Annotated in this window: 21 protein-coding genes and 1 pseudogene; 7 read left to right on the plus strand and 15 right to left on the minus strand. The window is 38.9% G+C overall.

Translation table 11 applies throughout. The features are described from left to right. Nucleotides 1-44 precede the first annotated feature (44 nt). Nucleotides 45-962: a dihydrodipicolinate synthase family protein gene (locus tag KE503_RS09365; protein ID WP_212385074.1), complete on the minus strand. Its 918-nt coding sequence runs from the start codon at nt 960-962 to the stop codon at nt 45-47. A gap of 42 nt (nt 963-1,004) precedes the next feature. Beyond that, nucleotides 1,005-1,679: a hypothetical protein gene (locus KE503_RS09370; RefSeq protein WP_212385075.1), complete on the minus strand. Its 675-nt coding sequence runs from the start codon at nt 1,677-1,679 to the stop codon at nt 1,005-1,007. Between the two features lie 288 nt (nt 1,680-1,967). Here KE503_RS09370 and KE503_RS09375 point away from each other — a divergent pair, with 288 nt between their 5' ends. Then, nucleotides 1,968-2,753: a DeoR/GlpR family DNA-binding transcription regulator gene (locus KE503_RS09375; RefSeq protein WP_173782860.1), complete on the plus strand. Its 786-nt coding sequence runs from the start codon at nt 1,968-1,970 to the stop codon at nt 2,751-2,753. A 70-nt stretch (nt 2,754-2,823) separates the two neighbouring features. On the opposite strand, the gene KE503_RS09380 is transcribed toward KE503_RS09375, so the two are convergent. The 3 genes and pseudogenes from KE503_RS09380 to tnpA form a co-directional block, all read right to left on the minus strand. Beyond that, entirely contained in the window at nt 2,824-3,285 is a 462-nt protein-coding gene (locus tag KE503_RS09380; protein ID WP_212385076.1) for a low molecular weight protein-tyrosine-phosphatase, read from the minus strand. A 327-nt stretch (nt 3,286-3,612) separates the two neighbouring features. Then, nucleotides 3,613-4,719: pseudogene (locus KE503_RS09385) on the minus strand (RNA-guided endonuclease TnpB family protein). After that, nucleotides 4,716-5,123 carry an IS200/IS605 family transposase gene (tnpA, locus tag KE503_RS09390; protein WP_055196676.1) on the minus strand — a complete coding sequence of 136 codons (408 nt, stop codon included), beginning with the start codon at nt 5,121-5,123 and terminating at the stop codon, nt 4,716-4,718. Before tnpA ends, KE503_RS09385 begins: the two are co-directional and overlap by 4 nt. A 130-nt stretch (nt 5,124-5,253) precedes the next feature. On the opposite strand from tnpA, the gene KE503_RS09395 reads away from it, so the two are divergent. From KE503_RS09395 to KE503_RS09420, 6 genes are all read left to right on the plus strand, one after another. Then, nucleotides 5,254-5,964, plus strand: coding sequence for a DUF6040 family protein (locus KE503_RS09395; protein WP_249183023.1), 711 nt, complete (start codon nt 5,254-5,256; stop codon nt 5,962-5,964). Nucleotides 5,965-6,187: 223 nt separating this feature from the next. After that, nucleotides 6,188-7,099, plus strand: a complete 912-nt coding sequence (locus KE503_RS09400; RefSeq protein ID WP_016304806.1) for an AraC family transcriptional regulator — start codon at nt 6,188-6,190, stop codon at nt 7,097-7,099. 87 nt (nt 7,100-7,186) lie between these two features. Next, a complete protein-coding gene (locus tag KE503_RS09405) occupies nt 7,187-7,426 on the plus strand; it encodes a hypothetical protein (protein WP_016304805.1) in 240 nt (79 codons plus the stop codon). A gap of 76 nt (nt 7,427-7,502) precedes the next feature. After that, a complete protein-coding gene (locus tag KE503_RS09410) occupies nt 7,503-8,102 on the plus strand; it encodes an HDOD domain-containing protein (protein ID WP_019162948.1) in 600 nt (199 codons plus the stop codon). A gap of 12 nt (nt 8,103-8,114) precedes the next feature. Continuing rightward, nucleotides 8,115-8,717 carry a sugar O-acetyltransferase gene (locus KE503_RS09415; RefSeq protein WP_055196674.1) on the plus strand — a complete coding sequence of 201 codons (603 nt, stop codon included), beginning with the start codon at nt 8,115-8,117 and terminating at the stop codon, nt 8,715-8,717. After that, nucleotides 8,707-9,342, plus strand: coding sequence for an HAD family hydrolase (locus KE503_RS09420; protein ID WP_016304801.1), 636 nt, complete (start codon nt 8,707-8,709; stop codon nt 9,340-9,342). The genes KE503_RS09415 and KE503_RS09420 overlap by 11 nt, the downstream gene beginning before the upstream one ends. Nucleotides 9,343-9,460: 118 nt before the next feature. Here KE503_RS09420 and KE503_RS09425 read toward each other — a convergent pair whose 3' ends face one another. From KE503_RS09425 to KE503_RS09470, 10 genes are all read right to left on the minus strand, one after another. Then, entirely contained in the window at nt 9,461-9,697 is a 237-nt protein-coding gene (locus tag KE503_RS09425; RefSeq protein WP_012744332.1) for a DUF6061 family protein, read from the minus strand. A 307-nt stretch (nt 9,698-10,004) separates the two neighbouring features. Beyond that, entirely contained in the window at nt 10,005-10,418 is a 414-nt protein-coding gene (locus KE503_RS09430; RefSeq protein ID WP_005330974.1) for an arsenate reductase ArsC, read from the minus strand. A gap of 19 nt (nt 10,419-10,437) precedes the next feature. Continuing rightward, complete coding sequence (locus KE503_RS09435; RefSeq protein ID WP_055196672.1) at nt 10,438-10,737, minus strand: ArsR/SmtB family transcription factor; 300 nt, start codon at nt 10,735-10,737, stop codon at nt 10,438-10,440. A gap of 124 nt (nt 10,738-10,861) precedes the next feature. Then, nucleotides 10,862-11,572: a succinate dehydrogenase/fumarate reductase iron-sulfur subunit gene (locus KE503_RS09440; RefSeq protein ID WP_009203877.1), complete on the minus strand. Its 711-nt coding sequence runs from the start codon at nt 11,570-11,572 to the stop codon at nt 10,862-10,864. Beyond that, complete coding sequence (locus KE503_RS09445; RefSeq protein ID WP_055196671.1) at nt 11,569-13,113, minus strand: FAD-binding protein; 1,545 nt, start codon at nt 13,111-13,113, stop codon at nt 11,569-11,571. Before KE503_RS09445 ends, KE503_RS09440 begins: the two co-directional genes overlap by 4 nt. After that, nucleotides 13,110-13,649: a pilus assembly protein PilX gene (locus KE503_RS09450; protein ID WP_212385077.1), complete on the minus strand. Its 540-nt coding sequence runs from the start codon at nt 13,647-13,649 to the stop codon at nt 13,110-13,112. Before KE503_RS09450 ends, KE503_RS09445 begins: the two co-directional genes overlap by 4 nt. A gap of 10 nt (nt 13,650-13,659) precedes the next feature. Then, complete coding sequence (locus tag KE503_RS09455; protein ID WP_117768359.1) at nt 13,660-14,178, minus strand: DUF6921 family protein; 519 nt, start codon at nt 14,176-14,178, stop codon at nt 13,660-13,662. A gap of 16 nt (nt 14,179-14,194) precedes the next feature. Next, nucleotides 14,195-16,318: a heavy metal translocating P-type ATPase gene (locus KE503_RS09460; protein ID WP_212385078.1), complete on the minus strand. Its 2,124-nt coding sequence runs from the start codon at nt 16,316-16,318 to the stop codon at nt 14,195-14,197. A gap of 59 nt (nt 16,319-16,377) precedes the next feature. Then, nucleotides 16,378-16,737, minus strand: coding sequence for an ArsR/SmtB family transcription factor (locus tag KE503_RS09465; protein ID WP_015512809.1), 360 nt, complete (start codon nt 16,735-16,737; stop codon nt 16,378-16,380). A 120-nt stretch (nt 16,738-16,857) separates the two neighbouring features. Further along, nucleotides 16,858-17,307 (minus strand): PBECR4 domain-containing protein, encoded by a 450-nt coding sequence (locus KE503_RS09470; protein WP_212385079.1) that lies wholly within the window; start codon nt 17,305-17,307, stop codon nt 16,858-16,860. Nucleotides 17,308-17,547: the final 240 nt, after the last annotated feature.

Here is a 17,547-nt window from a genome sequence, read left to right on the forward strand (position 1 = left end):
GTATATCGTATAATCTATTCGTAATCTTTTTTTACTGACCTTTTTTACATTTTATTTGTTTTTGCGAGTTCTTTGATCTGACTCCATTCAACTACCAGTTTCTTGTCTTCATCACTGATCTCTCTTCTTGGACGGCGGCAGATTCCTTCATCGAACCCGATAACTTCAGATAAGATATGTTTTACAGCCTGTGTTGGTGCTGGATATCTTTCTGTCATATTTACAACTGGATACAGTTTTTTGTAGATTTCCAAACCTTTCTGATAATCTTTTTCCACGATCATTGCATTGTGGAAGTCAGCAGATAATTTTGGAAGAATGTTTGCTGTCATACTAATCCATCCAATTGCTCCTGTTGCATATGCCTGGTACAGTAAGTAATCACATCCACACAATACATTTTTCTCTTCTTCTGCCTGCTCTGCTTCAAAGATGAAATCTGTCATAACATCAATGACCATAGATGCATCTTTTACAATCTTTACATGTGGCAGTTTATATAATTCTTTCATTGTTTCTCTTGTGATTCCTGATGTTACATTTGGATTATTGTAAACCATGATATCAAGATCTGAATTATCATTTAAATATGTATAATGATCGATGATCTCTTCCTGTGACTGATTGTAATAGAAAGATGGAAGAACCATTGCTGCATCCGCTCCTGCTTTATATGCATTATTCATTAATGCACAAGCATCTTCTACTCTTTCTCTTGAACATCCAACGATTACAGATGCTCCTCGTTTCTTTACATATGGAACCATCTCATTAACATATTCCATATGTTCTTCTAATGACATACTCTGATATTCTCCTGCTGCCATTAAAACTCCGATTCCTCCGATTCCGTTGTCCATCATCCAGTCTGCATGTTTCTTGGCAACTTCATAATTAAAGCTTCCGTCTTCTTTCATTGGTGTTACCATAGCTGGAAATACGTGTGCGAATTTTTCTAACATGTTTCATTCTCCTTTTCTTTTAAAAATTTTTTATTACGTTTCTTATTTACTTAAGTAGTTAAGGACATATTCAAGATTCTCTCGAAATGTTCCTCCCTCTACAAAGTTTGCATTAAATAGTGCACTTCCCATTGTATATTCAGCAACTCCAGCGTCTTTCATCTGGTTCATACGTTCTTCATTCCCAACGCTTCCTGCAATACAAACCTTATCTGCACCAATAGCATCTACGATTGCTTTTGTTAACTCGATTGGATTACCATCTGCATAACGATATGCTGTAAGATCTACTCCATCTGCTCCTTTTTCGATACACTCTTTTGCTGAAGAAACAATCTCATCAATACTTCCTGTTAATTCCACAGGACTTCCTCCGACTTTTCCACAGAATGGAGAATATTTTAAATTGTGCTCTTTGGCATATTCAAAAACGGAGTCAAATGGAAGTGCTCCTGTCAAATAATCAAAACCACATTCATATGCAAGTTTAGCTCCTTCTAAGCATCCTTCTTCTGTGTACGTAACAACTTCGATGTATGTCTCCTTTCCAGCTTCTTTCATCTTTGCTGCAAGTTTGATCATTTCATCTTTTGGAAGACCTACATCTTTAAATCCCCATTTCTTTGCTGGGAGATCCTTGCAAGATTCAAATACTTCCTCTGCATTTTTTACGGTAATATCATTATTGGTTAACATAATGATGATTTCTGGTTTCATGTACGTTCCTCCTAAACTTTGTTATTTGTTGTTGTCTTTGTTTGTGAGTTCATTATATCTCCACAATCATCGTTTCGCAATCGTTTTTCATCGTTTATTATCATTTTTGTCAATTTACACAATCGTTTTTATCTTTTTTTGTGCATTTTTACTATATTTTAATTGTTTATCATCGTTTCATTCTTTTTATCGTATTGCTTTTTCATCGTTTTACTGCTATAATGATGATAAAGAAGCATTTCGATGATTTTACATTATGAAATTAGTTTACGAAAAGGAAGAACGCTTATGGCAAAACAAACAACTGATTCTTTTCCAGAAGAAAGAGAAGAGATCATATTAGATATTTTAAAAAAGCAAGGAAAAGTTCGTGTCACAGAAGTCTGCGATATTCTATCGATTGCACCTTCAACTGCCCGCCTTCTCTTGCAAGGAATGCAAGACAAAGGCTTATTGCAAAGAACACATGGTGGTGCAATTCCTATTGACCGTCCAGAAACTCCGAAAGTTTCCAGAGATTTTTCACAGATTGAGCATTATGAAGATAAATTAAAGATTGCTTTGCTCGCAGCATCCACGATCAAAAACGGGGATTATATCACCATTGGAAGTGGTACCACAACTTACCTTCTGGCAACACTTCTCCACGGAAAAGAAGATCTTACCGTTGTAACTGATTCTTTTCCTGTTGCAAATGAATTGTATCAAGACCCTGGTATCACTGTATATATCGCAGGTGGCTGGATCATGAAACGCAACAGTTCCTGTCGAGGAGTATCTGCAGAACAGTTTTTCCGGCAATTGACTGTTGATAAATCTTATTGCAGTGCTGATTCAATTGATGTGAATGTTGGAACTTCTTCGATTGATTTTGATCCACGTACCGAAATCTGTGTATCGAAATGTGGTGCAGATCGTTACGTTTTAGTTGATTCCAGCAAATTTCATGTCCGTCCTTATATTGATAAGGTAATGAAACTTGAAGATATTCATCATATCATTACGAATAAAGATGTCAGTGAAGAAAATATTAAGGCTTTAAAAGACGCACATATTGACGTACTTTTAGCATAGATTTTTATCCTTTAATCTTTTCAAAGGAAAAACGCTAGTTCTGAGAAATATCAGTTCTAGCGTTTTTCCTTTATAATTCTTCTTGTTTTAGGTATTCTAAAAATGCTTCACATCCCTCGACTACATCTCTGTATGTATCGTCAAAATTCCCTGTATACCATGGATCTGCGATGTCTCTTGGATGTTTGGAATAGTCTAATAACAGACGGATCTTTTCATCTGGGTCACCGCCTGTGATACGATTCATATTTCTTAGATTCCATGCATCCATGCCAATGATATAATCATATTCTTCGTAATCTTGTTTTGTCATCTGGATGGCTCGGTGTTTTAGGACTGGGATTCCTTCCTGTCTTAGTTTATTGACTGTTCCATGATGTGGCGGATTACCGATCTCTTCTCTGCTCGTTGCAGCAGAGTCGATGTGAAATTTGTCTTTTAGACCTTGATCATTTACCATATCTTGGAAAACAAATTGGGCCATTGTGCTTCGGCAGATATTGCCGTGGCAGATGAAAAGTACTTTAATCATTGTTACATAACCTCGCATTTCTTAGTTTTTCTTGGTTTTTCGGGCTTTTTAAGCCTTTGTAAATTTTTGCTTTCTGGCATAACCTGGTTTATTTTTGCATAATATCGTCAGCAAAAGGTGTAAAATAAGGTGTATGTTTTTCTATTTTACACCTTGCTATTTTCAAGTGACATGCTCCCACCACTTAAATCACAGATTTTGAAGTGGGGGCTTCTTGCTCAATGGCTCTACTGAGCCAAGTATCTACAAGCTATCCTCGCGTGCCCCGCGATTCATTTTTACCCAGTTATGGGATATTTTCATTGTCTGGATACAGACACTTCCCATTTATCCTGCTAACAACATACGACGTGCTTCTTCACGTATATTGATTGCCGCATTCAGATCCCGGTCTATCCGATTTCCACATGTGCAAAGATATACTCTGTCCGAAAGTTTCAGTTCTTTCTTTACATTGCCACATTTACAGCATTTTTTACTGGAAGGAAAAAAACGATCTACACGTACCAATTTCTTTCCTCTCCATGTCAGTTTATATTCCAGCAATTCCCGAAACTTTCCGTAACCGTTATCCATGACACTTTTTCCAAAATGCATACACTGGCTCATTGCTTTCATATCAATATCTTCTACTGCAACAACATCATATGCCTCTGCTATTTCATGACTCAGCTTATGTAAGAAATCTTTCCTCTGGCTTCGGACTTTTTCATGACATAATGCAACACGTTTTTTCTATCGGTAATAATTATTGCTTCCTTTCACGCAATGGGATAACTTTCTCTGTTCCCTTGCCAGCCGCTCCTCACTTTTTCTGAAGTATCCTTCATTTTCCTTCTGTATATCTTCAGAAAACACAGCCATCCCATGCATTGCATAGTCAATCCCAAGTATCTTTGCATTTTCATAATCAAATTCTTCTGCTTGGTTTTCACAGTCAGTTTTTTCATATAAAAGGCTTGCATAATACTTTCCGGACGGTTCCATACTTATTGTTACGGATTTCAGGCAATATTCTGCCGGAATGTCCCGATGTTTTTTCATACGGATCCATTTCAATTTTGGAAGTTTTATCCGATGATCTTCTTCCTGAATATTTCCATTGACCACATTTGTCGTATAGCTCTTTCTGCTTCTGTGCTTTGATTTGAATTTTGGAAAGCCAATCTTCGGATCCCTGAAAAAACTCTTATATGCCTTTTCCAGATGCATCTGCACATTTGCAAGTGCCAGGGAATCCACTTCTTTCAAAAATGGATATGCTTTTTTATACATCGCCGGTGTATTTCGCAGCATTTTTTTCGATGCTTCATATTCCCGTATTTTATCATTCAACATCTGATTATATAAAAAACGACAGCAGCCAAATGTTTTTGCGAGCAGAACTTCCTGTTCTCTGTTTGGATATATCCGAAAACGGTAAGCTATATTCATCTTTTTTTCTCTCCCTGCGTCTCGATATAATTACGGATAACATCAATCGGTGCCCCACCCGCTGTCAACAGGCAGAAACTCTGGCTCCAGAATGCTTCCTTCCAAAGTCTTTCCCTGATCTGTGGATATTCCTTTTTTAACAACCGGCTGCTTGCACTTTTATACGCATTGATAAATTTGCTGAGTTCTGATTTTGGCTGTGCCCGAAACATAACATGCACATGATCAACATCATGATTCCATTCTTCCAGTGTGATTCCATAATCAGGTGCAATACGTTCCCAGATCTCTTTTGCACGTTCCGAAATCGGATCATCTATTACGTTTCTTCGGTATTTTACAACCATGATCAGATGATAATACATCAAATATACTGAGTGTGCATTATGATCCATTTTATCCATATAATCAGTCCTTTCTATTCTTTCGACTGATTATAGTATACCACACTTCGTATCATAGAACAAGTGTTCTGTTTTTCTTTTTCTGCAATTCATCTCCCACCTGTAGAGGAAGGAGAATTCTTGCTAACTTTTGTTAAATGACATTAGAAGAAAGCCGGGAAGTCATTCCCATGATGGAATCAATGATAAACCAGATCGAGGAACAGCAGAGGTAGCTGTTGAGAAAAAAGTGCCCTATGAGAAATGCGATAACTGTGACCGCACTGCTTACCAAAAAGCAAAAGAAAAATGCGATAACCGTAAAATTCAGTTAGAGAAAAAATATAAAAATATGACGGCTGGTTATGAAAGTATCCTGTTTCTGCTGGCATGGTACAGTATAGCCATTACACTATTCACTGCTATCCTTTCTCCAGTTTTCTTTAGTGACTGTATTAGCTTTTTCAGTATGTTTGCTAAAGGAATCTTAAGCCTGTTTCAAAAATTTGTTGCAGGTGCAGATTCTTTCGGACAGTTAAGCAGTGGAATCTCAAATAGTATCATTTCAGGGATTGTGTACTGGCTGATTGTAAGTATTGTTATGGGAATTTTATTTATCATAACGGGATTGCTGATAATCGGGACTGGCTATCAGGTGGGGAAAATCTACCGGAAATATTGCTGGGATATTATCAGCATCATGGTGGTGATAATGAGTACAGCTATCATAATCTATTTCGGAAAATGGATAAAATCAATTATTCCGATAAACCTCATTATGTTGCTACTTCTGGTACATGCGGTTTATATCGGAATCCGATGTTATGTGAAAAACTGGCGAGAAAAACGAGGATATTTTTAAAGTAAAATGGGCAGGTAAAACTGCCTGTTTTTCACAAAACAAATATACTTATTTTTAGTTATCCAGATTTTTAGAGTCTGTGAAAACTGTTCTTTGATTTTTAACACTATTTTTTATAATCTTCCAAATGAATCTGTTTTGATTGATTGACAATTACCGAGCTATTCTAGTATATTTAATCCATAAAGCAGATACAAAATCGCAGATGTGCAGGTGAACAGACATGAAAAATATCCATAGCATTGAATTTTATACTGGAAGCAAGGAAGAACTGCTTCCCGGTTTTGAAAAAGATTTTCCCTATATCGCTTCAAGGGCAGAACTTGACAAGTATATCGGACATTATGTACCGTGGCACTGGCACAAGACAGTGGAACTTTTTTATATGGAAAGTGGTAGCATTGAATATGATACGCCGGGAGGAAAACTGTTGTTTCCGGCTGGAAGCGGCGGCATAGTAAATTCCAATGTACTCCATATGACAAAAGCAATATCGCAGAAAGAAAAGAATATACAGCTACTTCATATTTTCGATGTTTCCCTACTTGCCGGGGAACAGGGAAGCAGGATTGAACAAAAATATATTGCGCCTATCATAACAGCCCCACAGATTGAGGTAATTCCGCTTTTTCCAGGCAATGCAGAAGAAGAAAGGATTTTGAAACTGCTTGCCGCTTCATTTCGTTTATCCAGTGATGAATTTGGATATGAAATAAAACTGCGGGAAACCCTAACAGAAATATGGCTCATGCTTTTTGAACTATCCCGTCCTATGCGTGAAAAAAAGGGGGAACATAATAAAAGCAACGATAAAATAAAGCTGATGATGATATATATTCACGAACATTACAGAGAGAAAATCTCTATCCCGGAACTTGCGGCAGCAGCATACCTAAGCGAAAGGGAGTGTTATAGAGTGTTCCATGACTGTCTGCACATGACACCCGTAGAGTATATAAAGGCTTACCGTCTGCAAGCTGCCTGTCAGATGCTAGCAAAGGGGCAGGAAGCAGTTACCGTTATCAGCCATGAGTGCGGTTTGGGGAGTAGCAGTTATTTTGGAAAGGTTTTTCGAGAATACACACATTGTTCACCCACAGAATATCGGAGAAAATGGCAGAATAGTGATAGATAAGGGCAGAAAAGAAATATTTTTCTATTCCTTTTGCATTATAATGATACCTGTAAAGTAAATCCGTCATTTACAGGAGGTGAGTGCAAAGTGGTAAAACTGAACATTCTGAACATGAAAAATTTTTTAGATACGGTCAATAGCTGTTCCGGCAAAGTAAATATGCTCTGCCCGGATGGTAAAAAACAAAACATCAATGGGGAAGAAAAGATACAGGGCAGTTTGTGGCGGCAATACTCCCAAAACAAAAACTGTTTGCGGCTTGTTTTAGAAGTTCCGAATCCAACGGACTATATGAACATTGTTTCGTACTATGCCGGGGATTGCTGATTTATCTGTAAATATTTCATCATAAAGGGGCTGGACAGTTTATCTTCCAGCCCCGCCCTTTTGAAAGGAGTTAAAAATGGAGTTGAACATTCAGACCGCAGAACTGGCATTAAGGGAAGCGGCAGAATCCAATCCGGGAGCATGGGCAGAACATTCCCGGTATGTAGCCGAAGCCTGTAAAAACATTGCGTCACACTGTAAAGATTTATCTTCTGAACAGGCGTATATTTTCGGGCTGTTACACGATATTGGACGTTATGCCGGAGTGAGTTCGGAAAGGCATCTGATAGACGGCTATCGTTACTGTATGGAGCGTGGGTGGGGAAAAGCCGCACAAATATGTATATCCCACGCATTTATGATACAGGATATTGCCACATCTATCGGAGAGTTTGATGTCAGTGATGAGGATTACCTGTTTATGAAAGAATTTGTTGCAAATGCGGTATATGATGATTATGACCGTCTTGTACAGTTATGTGACGCATTGGCTATGCCTTCGGGGTTCTGTCTTTTGGAAAAGAGATTTGTAGACGTGACAATGCGATACGGCGTTCACCCAGCGACAATAGACAGATGGAAAAAGATTTTAGAGATTAAAGAACGGTTTGAGGATCAGATTGGCTGTTCTATCTATGCCCTGCTTCCGGGCGTTATGGAAAACAGTTTTCGTTAAGGAGGGGATATTGTGTATTACGAATCCAGTGATTTTTTGGAAACAGCGGACAGCGATACGTTAAAGCAGATTGCCCGCACAAGGGAATTAACACGGAAATATTATTTTTCTGATTATGGAGATACAGAAAAACGCACTTCCATTCTTCGGGAGCTGTTGGGCGGAATAGGGGAAAATGTGGCAATCGACACGCCTTTTCATTGCGACTATGGAAAAAATATTTTTTGGGGAAATGATGTGATCGTCAATATGAATTGTACCTTTGTGGATAACAAAACTATCCGAATTGGCGACAGGGTATTGATTGCGTCAAATGTGCAGATTTATACATCTTCACACCCTGTCTTACCACAGAAAAGGTTTGTGCCGGATTGGAGGGAACGTCAGACAACATTTTTTAGAACCTATGCACGTCCGATAGAAATAGAAAGTAATATCTGGATTGGCGGCGGCTGTATTCTTCTGCCCGGAGTCACTATAGGAAAAAACAGCGTGATAGGGGCTGGAAGTGTAGTTACCCGCCCTATCCCGCCTAATTGTGTTGCAGTAGGAAATCCATGCAGGGTGATACGTTATTTTGATACAGACAGGGAAAGGTGGCAGCATGAAGTATAAGCATATCGTTTTTGACATTGACGGCACTCTGATTGATACGGAATATGCTGTATTACATTCTTTACAGGAAACTATAAAGGGATTGTCCGGGAGAGAGATACCATGTTCTGAACTAAGATTTGCGTTAGGGATTACAGGAACAGACGCTTTGAAAAAACTTGCGATAAAAGACACTTCCTATGCGATAGAATTATGGGATAAAAATATGCGTAACTATACAAATAACATTAAAGTATTTGACGGAATCGTTGAATTATTGAAAAATCTTCTAAGTCTGGATTATGAAATGGGGATTGTCACATCAAAGACAAGGGAAGAATTTACACATGATTTTTGTCCGTTTGGTATCAGTCATTATTTCAAAACAATCATATGTGCAGACGATACACAGGAACATAAACCCAATGCCGCACCGATTTTGAAATATGTGGAATTATCAAAAACAGACCATAGGAAAGTACTTTATATCGGAGATAGCAAATATGACAGTAAATGTGCGGAAAATGCGGGAATTGATTTTGCTTTAGCAGTATGGGGCAGTCATAATAAGCACATAAAAGCAGATTATTTTTTAGAAAAACCTGCCAATCTGTTATCTGCTATCACTTCAGAGAAATTTTATTAGCGATGAAAGATCGAACGAAAATGACTCCGAGGTATATTAAAAAAACTTGCTTGATCAATTATGGTGATTTTGATTAAGTAGCCTGTATGTAAAATAAAGCATACAGGCTACTTGTGGTTTACAATTCCAAAGAATCTTCTGCATCTACCCACATTTGCATATTACCATCAAGATATAATCGTGCATATTCAAGTGGCTCATCAATAGCAAGTGTATTTAATGCGCAGTCTGATCCAGGAGTGGTTTTTAAGTTCTTCTCAGCTTCCCAACAGTCAATGCGGAGCATATAACCGGCATTGGTATAAACATCAATGCTGTTTCTGTGTGGATTGTATTCTGCAAATATTGTTCTCATCGTATCTTATCTCCATTTTTTTAATAATCAGTTATAGAGTTAAATATCGAAAACATTTCAATCAGTTCACCATGTTGTTATTGTTATATGTTATACTGTGTTATGAAATTTTCTTTCCCTTAATTTTTCCCATATTAAGGTTCATGAAAGCTAATGGGAGAATGTAACACAAGGGAAAGAGTAAGGGAAAGTACACTTGCTACAAACTTAGTGTTTTCAAGGGTTTGCGAAGAATTTGATAATCAAATATAATAGTTATTAAATTTCCTAAAATAAGTGGAATATCAACTGCAATTTCTCAACTTCTTTAGTTTTCTTCAAATTCATCCAATCGTTGTTTCAATATAAAAATTTGCATCCTTATCTCATCAATAACCTTCTTAAACTCTTCGTCACTCTTTCCGGTTGGATCTTCAAGTCCCCAATTATCATCAAACGGTCTTTCGATAAACGGACATCCCACATTACAACCCATTGAAATTGCAATATCCGGTACTGGTATCTCATCAATCAGCTTACTATATTGTCCTTCTGCTTCCATATCAATTCCATACAATTCTTTCATAATCCGGACTGCATCCTGATTAATCTGTAGTTTCGTTTCTGTCCCTGCCGAATAACTTTCAAATACATCCGAAGCCAGATGTTTTCCCAAAGCTTCTGCAATCTGGCTTCTGCATGAATTATGAACGCATATAAAAGCAACTTTTTTCTTATTCATACTTGAACTTCTCCTTAAATTATTTACAACAATCCCCGTCACCGCATCCAAGGCAAGTAAGGGATTCTATAAAGTGTTTGTAATTCATCAATGTCTCACAATTCAAAGAATAGTGCTGCCATTTTCCTTCCTTACGATCATTCACAAGGCCGCATCCTACCAGTATCTTCATATGATGGGATAAAGTTGGCTGGGTAATTTCAAATCTTTCCAAAAGTTTACACCCGCACTTTTCTCCATCCGACAGCATCTGTACAATTTCCAGCCGGTTCGCATCGCCCAAAGCCTTGCATATCAAAGCCACATCCATTGCATTCATATTGACACCTCACATTGATCATTGTCTATGTTCAATATAATATAACATAGATATTTGTCAATGTATGAAGAGAATCAAGTTTTTGATTCTCTTCATACATTCATTATAGCTTTTATCCTCCATTTTATTTGCCCCAAACAGCCGCTGCATTCGACCTTACAAGCAGTTCTTCCACAGGCAGACCAATCGGACAAATATCATGACAAGATAACGACTTCCCGCATCCCTCAAAATATTTCTTCTTATATTCAGCAGAAATCTCATTCAAATGAGTGCTTTCCTGTTCTTCATTCAGAATCCGAAATGCGTTGACTGCAGCAACAGCGCCTGCGAAAGTCCCATTTGCAGAGAAGTTAGGACACACTTCAAGGCAGCAGCCACACATCAGACAGCGTGCCGACTGGTATCTCGGTTCATGTGTCCACGGATTCATATAAGCTTCACTTTCAAGCCAAAGGTTCAGTTTTTTCAAATTTTCAAACAGAATTGACCGGTCAACGATCAAATCTCTTACAAGCGGAAATTTGCTTAAAGGTTCCAAGGTGATTGTAGAACCTTTTAACGTATGTAGAAATGTAGAGCATGCCAGCCTCGGACGTTCGTTAATCAGCATGGCGCAAGCCCCACATTTTCGCACCATACAACTACATTCCCAGCTAATGGGAGTAACTATATTCCCTGAATTATCTTTCAAAGGGGTTCTACTGTTCAATTCCTTTAGAACATTGGCAACAGAGCTGTTTTTGCTTCCGTCAAACTCAAATTCCTGCCAATAACTGTCTGATTTCTGACTCTCCTGCCGCCTGATTCTTATTTTATATACCAAGTGAATCACCGCCTTTCTGGAACAGGTACAAAGGAAATCTGTATCTGCTTTCCATCAAATCTGGCTACCGTTGTTTTAAGGTAATCATCGTCATTGCTCTTCGGATAATCCTCCCGCCAGTGTGCACCACGGCTTTCTTTTCTTGCAAGAGCACTCTTTAGAACTGCCATGCCAAGCAATGGAAGATTTCCTGTCAGCGCTTGTACCGTTTGAATCCCATTTAACAACGTATTCTCATTTCTGACAACGCCCATAGTCTCCTGCATCACTTTGTTTAATTGCTTTATTTCTGAAATTTGAGACGCTGGTGGAAAATCTATCTGTGTCGCACAAGATAGATCTACTACATCTGCCTGTTCGCATGCTGATTTTGCCGCAACACGTCCTCCGTATAACGCTCCTAACAGAGAATTTCCACCAAGACGGTTGGCACCATGATATTGGGCACAGCATTCTCCGGCAGCGCAAAGATTCTGAATCGGCGTTCTGTGCTGCTCATCCACCAGAATGCCTCCCATAAAATAGTGAATTCCCGGTAAAACAGACACCGGTTCCTTTCGTATATCTTTATGCAGATAGGTCATACAATCGTCTGCCAGACCAGATAGCTTATTTGAAATAATCTCCTCCGATATTTCCGTCATGTCAAGAAATACCTCTGATTCATGGCTGACCTTCCATATCTCTCTGGCGGTAATATCTCGTGGCATCAGATTTCCAAGCTCCGGGTATTTTTCCTCCATGAAATACCATTGTTTTCCATCTTTCATGGCAAACAACCTGCCACCTTCCCCTCTGGCCGCCTCGCTGATGAGCATGCGTTTTCCACCACATTTCACAGTTGTCGGATGATACTGGATCATCTCGCCATTTGCCAGAGGAACACCAAGCCGGAACAATTCTGCGGTGACTTCTCCTGTATTGCTCAGCGAACCCGTTGTATTTCCAAACAATCCGTGCATACCACCGGTGGCAACAATAACCGCATCCCCCGGTAATTCCGCAGTCTCCTGACTATATTCATCCCTGATTACGCAGCCACAACAAATATTGCCACACAGACGAAGTGTTAGGAAAGAATGATGGCTGAACCGTTCTACCATACCAGATGCTTCTTTCCTGCGAACAGCGTCTATCATAGCTGTCATGATCTGCTTCCCGGTATCGCTCTGTGCAAAAGCAGTCCGTTTCTTTTTCTGCCCGCCAAAATTCCGCAGATCCACATCATCATAGCCACTCATGTTAAATTTAACTCCAAGTTTTAGCAGCCAGTGCACCAGCTCCGGTGCTGCCTGTGTCATTCCCCAAACTGCATTTGGATCTGCCAGACCACATGCTGCCTTTATTGTATCTGTAAAATGTTCTTCGGGACTGTCGTTTTCATCTTTTGTATTCAAAGCTGCGTTGATACCGCCCTCCGCCATAACAGACTGTGCCCGCTCTGACGGAAGGGAGGAAACCAGTTTTACATTGCATCCATTTTCCGCTGCCTGCAAAGCCGCTGAAAGTCCTGCCAGTCCAGCACCTATAATAATAATTGTCTTACTCATAGATATTGCCACCCAATATAATATAAAATAACCGCTCCCGCTATAAAAAGAAGAAGCACCGAAAGGATCAAATAAATATCGCTCCTTCGTTCTTTATAACTAATGATTCCCAGTGATACGAGCAATGGGCGTATATTGATAAAAATATGAACAAAGATTGCCGCTACGAACAAAAGCTGAGTTACCATCTTTACAGTTGTAAAAGGGAACAAAATATATGTCCCATTCTGCACCTTTCCAAACAAGCCAATATGGAAGAACAGCAGGATCAGTATTGCCAGCCCACTGGCTCGTCTCGCCCAAAATATGACGTTTTGTTTCAGATACATTTTTCCTGATTGCTTCGCTGTCTGTAAACTCTGAACTGTCAGGATGACACCAATCACCGTATGCACAACAAGAATACCAACACCAATCCATGCAAGAAGTTTCCCTGCACTACTTCCAACTCCGTTCAGCATAAAGCTGCCCATGATTCCATGAATCATAAAAATGAGAAGCATTAAAACAGACAAAATCGTATTCCATTTTCTCATAAATTCCCGCTCACCTCATTTCTTCGCTGTCCATGATCATATAATCCATCTGTGTTAGCGTTGTAACGTCAATAAAATCATCCGATGCCAGGAATACATCATACTTTCCACTTATCACTCTTGATAGCATCATTGTGTTACTGTACTCTTTCAGATCTACGGAAAAACCGGCCTGTTTCAACCTGTCACAGAGTTTCTTAGCATAACTGACAAGCGGATAATCCGTCTCAGATACATATAACCGAAAACTAATGTCCGTTTTCATGAGATCTGTTTCATTTGTTTCCGAATCGTCCAGTGCCAATTCTTTTAATTTATTCCGGGCGTTCTCGTTGTCGAGACCATCTGACATCATATTAATACCGAGAACATAAGAGCCTTCCAACTGTGCGGAGGCTTGAGCCGCCTTTTTTGACTTCGGTGTTGCTCCTGTGACTGCATCAATTATAGAAGGCGGTGAATGTAAAATGACACCAAAACCTACAAGAAAAACAATCGTAACAACTAACAGAATCAGTTTTCGTTTCACATTCCTACCTCATTTCCTATTTTTTCAAAATTCTCATTGCGTTCAAAACAGCAATTATGGTAACGCCTACATCACCAAATACAGCTTCCCACATTCCCGCAATACCAAGAGCGCCAAGAATCAGGAACACACTCTTAATCCCAAGAGCAATCACTATATTCTGCATGACAATCTGTTTTGTCGCTTTTGCTACTTCAATCGCGTCCACCAGCTTAGACGGTTCATCTGTCATCAGAACTACATCTGCTGCTTCAATGGCCGCATCCGAACCAAGCCCACCCATTGCAATACCAACATCTGCACGGGCAAGGACAGGAGCGTCATTGATACCATCACCAACAAAAGCCAATTTGCTTCCCGGTCTCTTTTTACTATCTAAAAGCTCAACCTTTTCCACTTTTTGGTCAGGAAGCAGCTGTGCATAATATTCATCCAACTGCAATTCTTCTGCAACAGACTTCCCTATTTTTTCATCATCACCGGTAAGCATGACTGTTTTTTCCACGCCGATATGTTTCAGGTCAGAAATTGCTTTTTTACTGTCCGGCTTCACTTCATCTGTTATCAAAATACATCCTGCATATTGACCATCTACAGCCAAATAAACTTTTGTACCTGCTTTTTCACAGGTTGTGTACTCTATACATTCTGTATCCATAAGTTTCGTATTGCCAGCAAAAACTTTCTTTTCCTCTGCCATTACACTGATTCCATATCCTGAAATTTCCTTATAATCAGAAATCACTGACTGATCAATTCCTTTTCCATAAGCAGCAAGAATGGATTTTGCAATAGGATGGTTAGAAAAACTCTCTGCCTCTGCCGCATACTCCAGAACCTGTTCTTTTGAAAATCCATTTGCAGGCAAAATATCCGTCACATTGAAAACACCTTTTGTAAGTGTTCCGGTTTTATCGAACACAATAACGCTGACATTATTAAGTGCCTCTAAATAATTGCTTCCTTTTACAAGAACACCTCGTTTAGATGCTGCACCAATGCCGCCGAAGAAAGTCAGCGGGATTGAAATAACCAATGCACATGGACAAGATACCACAAGGAAAACAAATCCTCTGCGAATCCACTCTGTCCAGCCTCCGCCAAGAATGATCGGTGGCAGAATCGCCAGAAAAGCTGCTAAGATTACAACCACAGGTGTATAATAACGTGCAAATGTAGTAATAAAATTTTCTGTTGGTGCTTTTCGGCTTGACGCATTTTCCACAAGATCAATAATCTTTGAAGCCGTAGATTCACCAAATGCTTTTGTTGTCTTAATCATTAAGACACCCGTCTGATTCATACAACCGGAAAGTGCTTCGTCTCCTTTATGAACACTTCTCGGAACTGATTCTCCTGTTAAGGCCCTTGTATCCAGCATAGAATCTCCATCCAATACCACACCGTCTAATGGAATTTTTTCACCAGGCTTTACAATAATAATCTCACCAATGGAGACATTTTCTGGAGATATGGTAATCAATTCCCCATTTCTTCTTACTGTAGCAGAATCTGGACGTATATCCATTAAGTCTGATATAGATTTTCTGGAACGCTTAACAGCCAATGACTGAAAAAATTCACCTACCTGATAGAATAACATAACAGCAACTGCTTCTGGATATTCACCAATGACAAAAGCCCCAATCGTAGAAACACTCATCAAAAAATGTTCATCAAATACACGCCCCTTTGAAATGTTCCTCACAGCCTGCCATACAACATCTCCACCAAGAATAACATAAGAAACAATGAGAAAAGCTAACTCGATAGGCAGTGGCACTTTCGCAAAAACAGTCAATGCCATACCAATGGCATAGATTGCTGCACCAATCGCTAAACGAACTGTCAACTTCTTATCCTCATTGTTATAGGATTCATTGGCCTCCTGCTTTTTTTCCGGTATATAAGATTCCTGTACATTTTCAGAAACTTCCACATCTGGCTCATGGCTATGAACAATCGTTTCAATCTGACTGGCTATCGTATCTGCGGCTGTCTGAGTAACATTGATTGTAAGCGTCTGCTTCATTAGATTTACCACTGAGGATTGCACTCCATCCAACTCTCCGACTTCTTTTTCAATTTTTGCGGAACAATTTGGACAGTCCAACCCTTTTAATAGAAATATGCGTTTCATGATAATCTCCTTACAATTTGTTTAGTTGTTCAATTACTCAACTATAATGTTAAAAAATATTATTTCTGCCAAAGATGCTCAAATCCCTTGTCAATAATCTCTTTCACATGATCATCTGCCAGCGAGTAGTAAACTATCTGTGCTTCTTTACGGAATTTTACCAGATTCGCAAGGCGTAATGCCTTTAACTGATGCGAAATTGCAGATTTTGTTACCCCCAGTAGCACTGCAAGATCACATACACACATCTCACTCTGTTCTAGAGCGTGTAAGATTTGTACTCTAGTTCCATCTCCAAATAGCTTAAACAAAGAAGCCAACTGGATATAATCATCTTTTGGCTGCATCTTGGATTTCACATCATTCACAATATCCTCATGAATTACATCGCAATTACAAATATAAGACGTTTTTGACATATATTCACCTCCAAATAACAATAGTTGAACAACTACTCAACTATTATTATACTTATTTTTAAATTTATGTCAATAAGCTGATGTTAGTTCCCCATAAATTTTACAATTAAAACCAGCTCTTTATTCTTTTCTTAATCTTTTTTTCCCAGTATACCGTTTGGGCTTTCTTGTCACACTTCCTGTAAATTCCAAATTTGTAACGCTGAGTTTATATGTAATTGTCATGGTTTCCATATTTTTTAGAACACATACCATTTCATTCGTTAATTCCAGCAAGCGTTTTAAACACGGAAGTTTCCTTTTGGCATTTGCATATACATGTCTTGCGTCAAAATAGAACTGATTATTTGTAAGAATAGATTTTTTTGCATTCTTATAAAAATCCTTGGCCGAAAGTCTTGTCTCCACTCCTGTTAAATGTAGAAAGTGATCTATTGAAAAAGAAACTTCAAAATATTCATCTCCACAAACATACAGAAATGTTTTACCTGCCAAATTTTGGCAGTATACGATTTCCGCCTCTGTAATACCTTGTCGTATTGCGTTTTTCTTATCTACCTTTGTTGCCACTTATACCTCACATGCAAAGGAGAGTGTGGCATTAAACCACACTCTTGTGAGAATTACTTTTGTAAAAGAGTTTTCTGCTGGTTGTCAGCCTCGGTACCCAGTTAAGATACCCATAACGACTTGAAAATCATTAAGTCCTCCACGTGGACTACAGCTTTATCCAAGCTGTCAGGCTCGATGCCCAGTTAAGACATCTAATGAGATGGAAGTTTACCCTGCTCCATCTGCAGCCCAACTTTT

Source organism: Anaerostipes sp. Marseille-Q3525 (assembly GCF_018223505.1).
GTDB lineage: Bacteria > Bacillota > Clostridia > Lachnospirales > Lachnospiraceae > Anaerostipes > Anaerostipes amylophilus.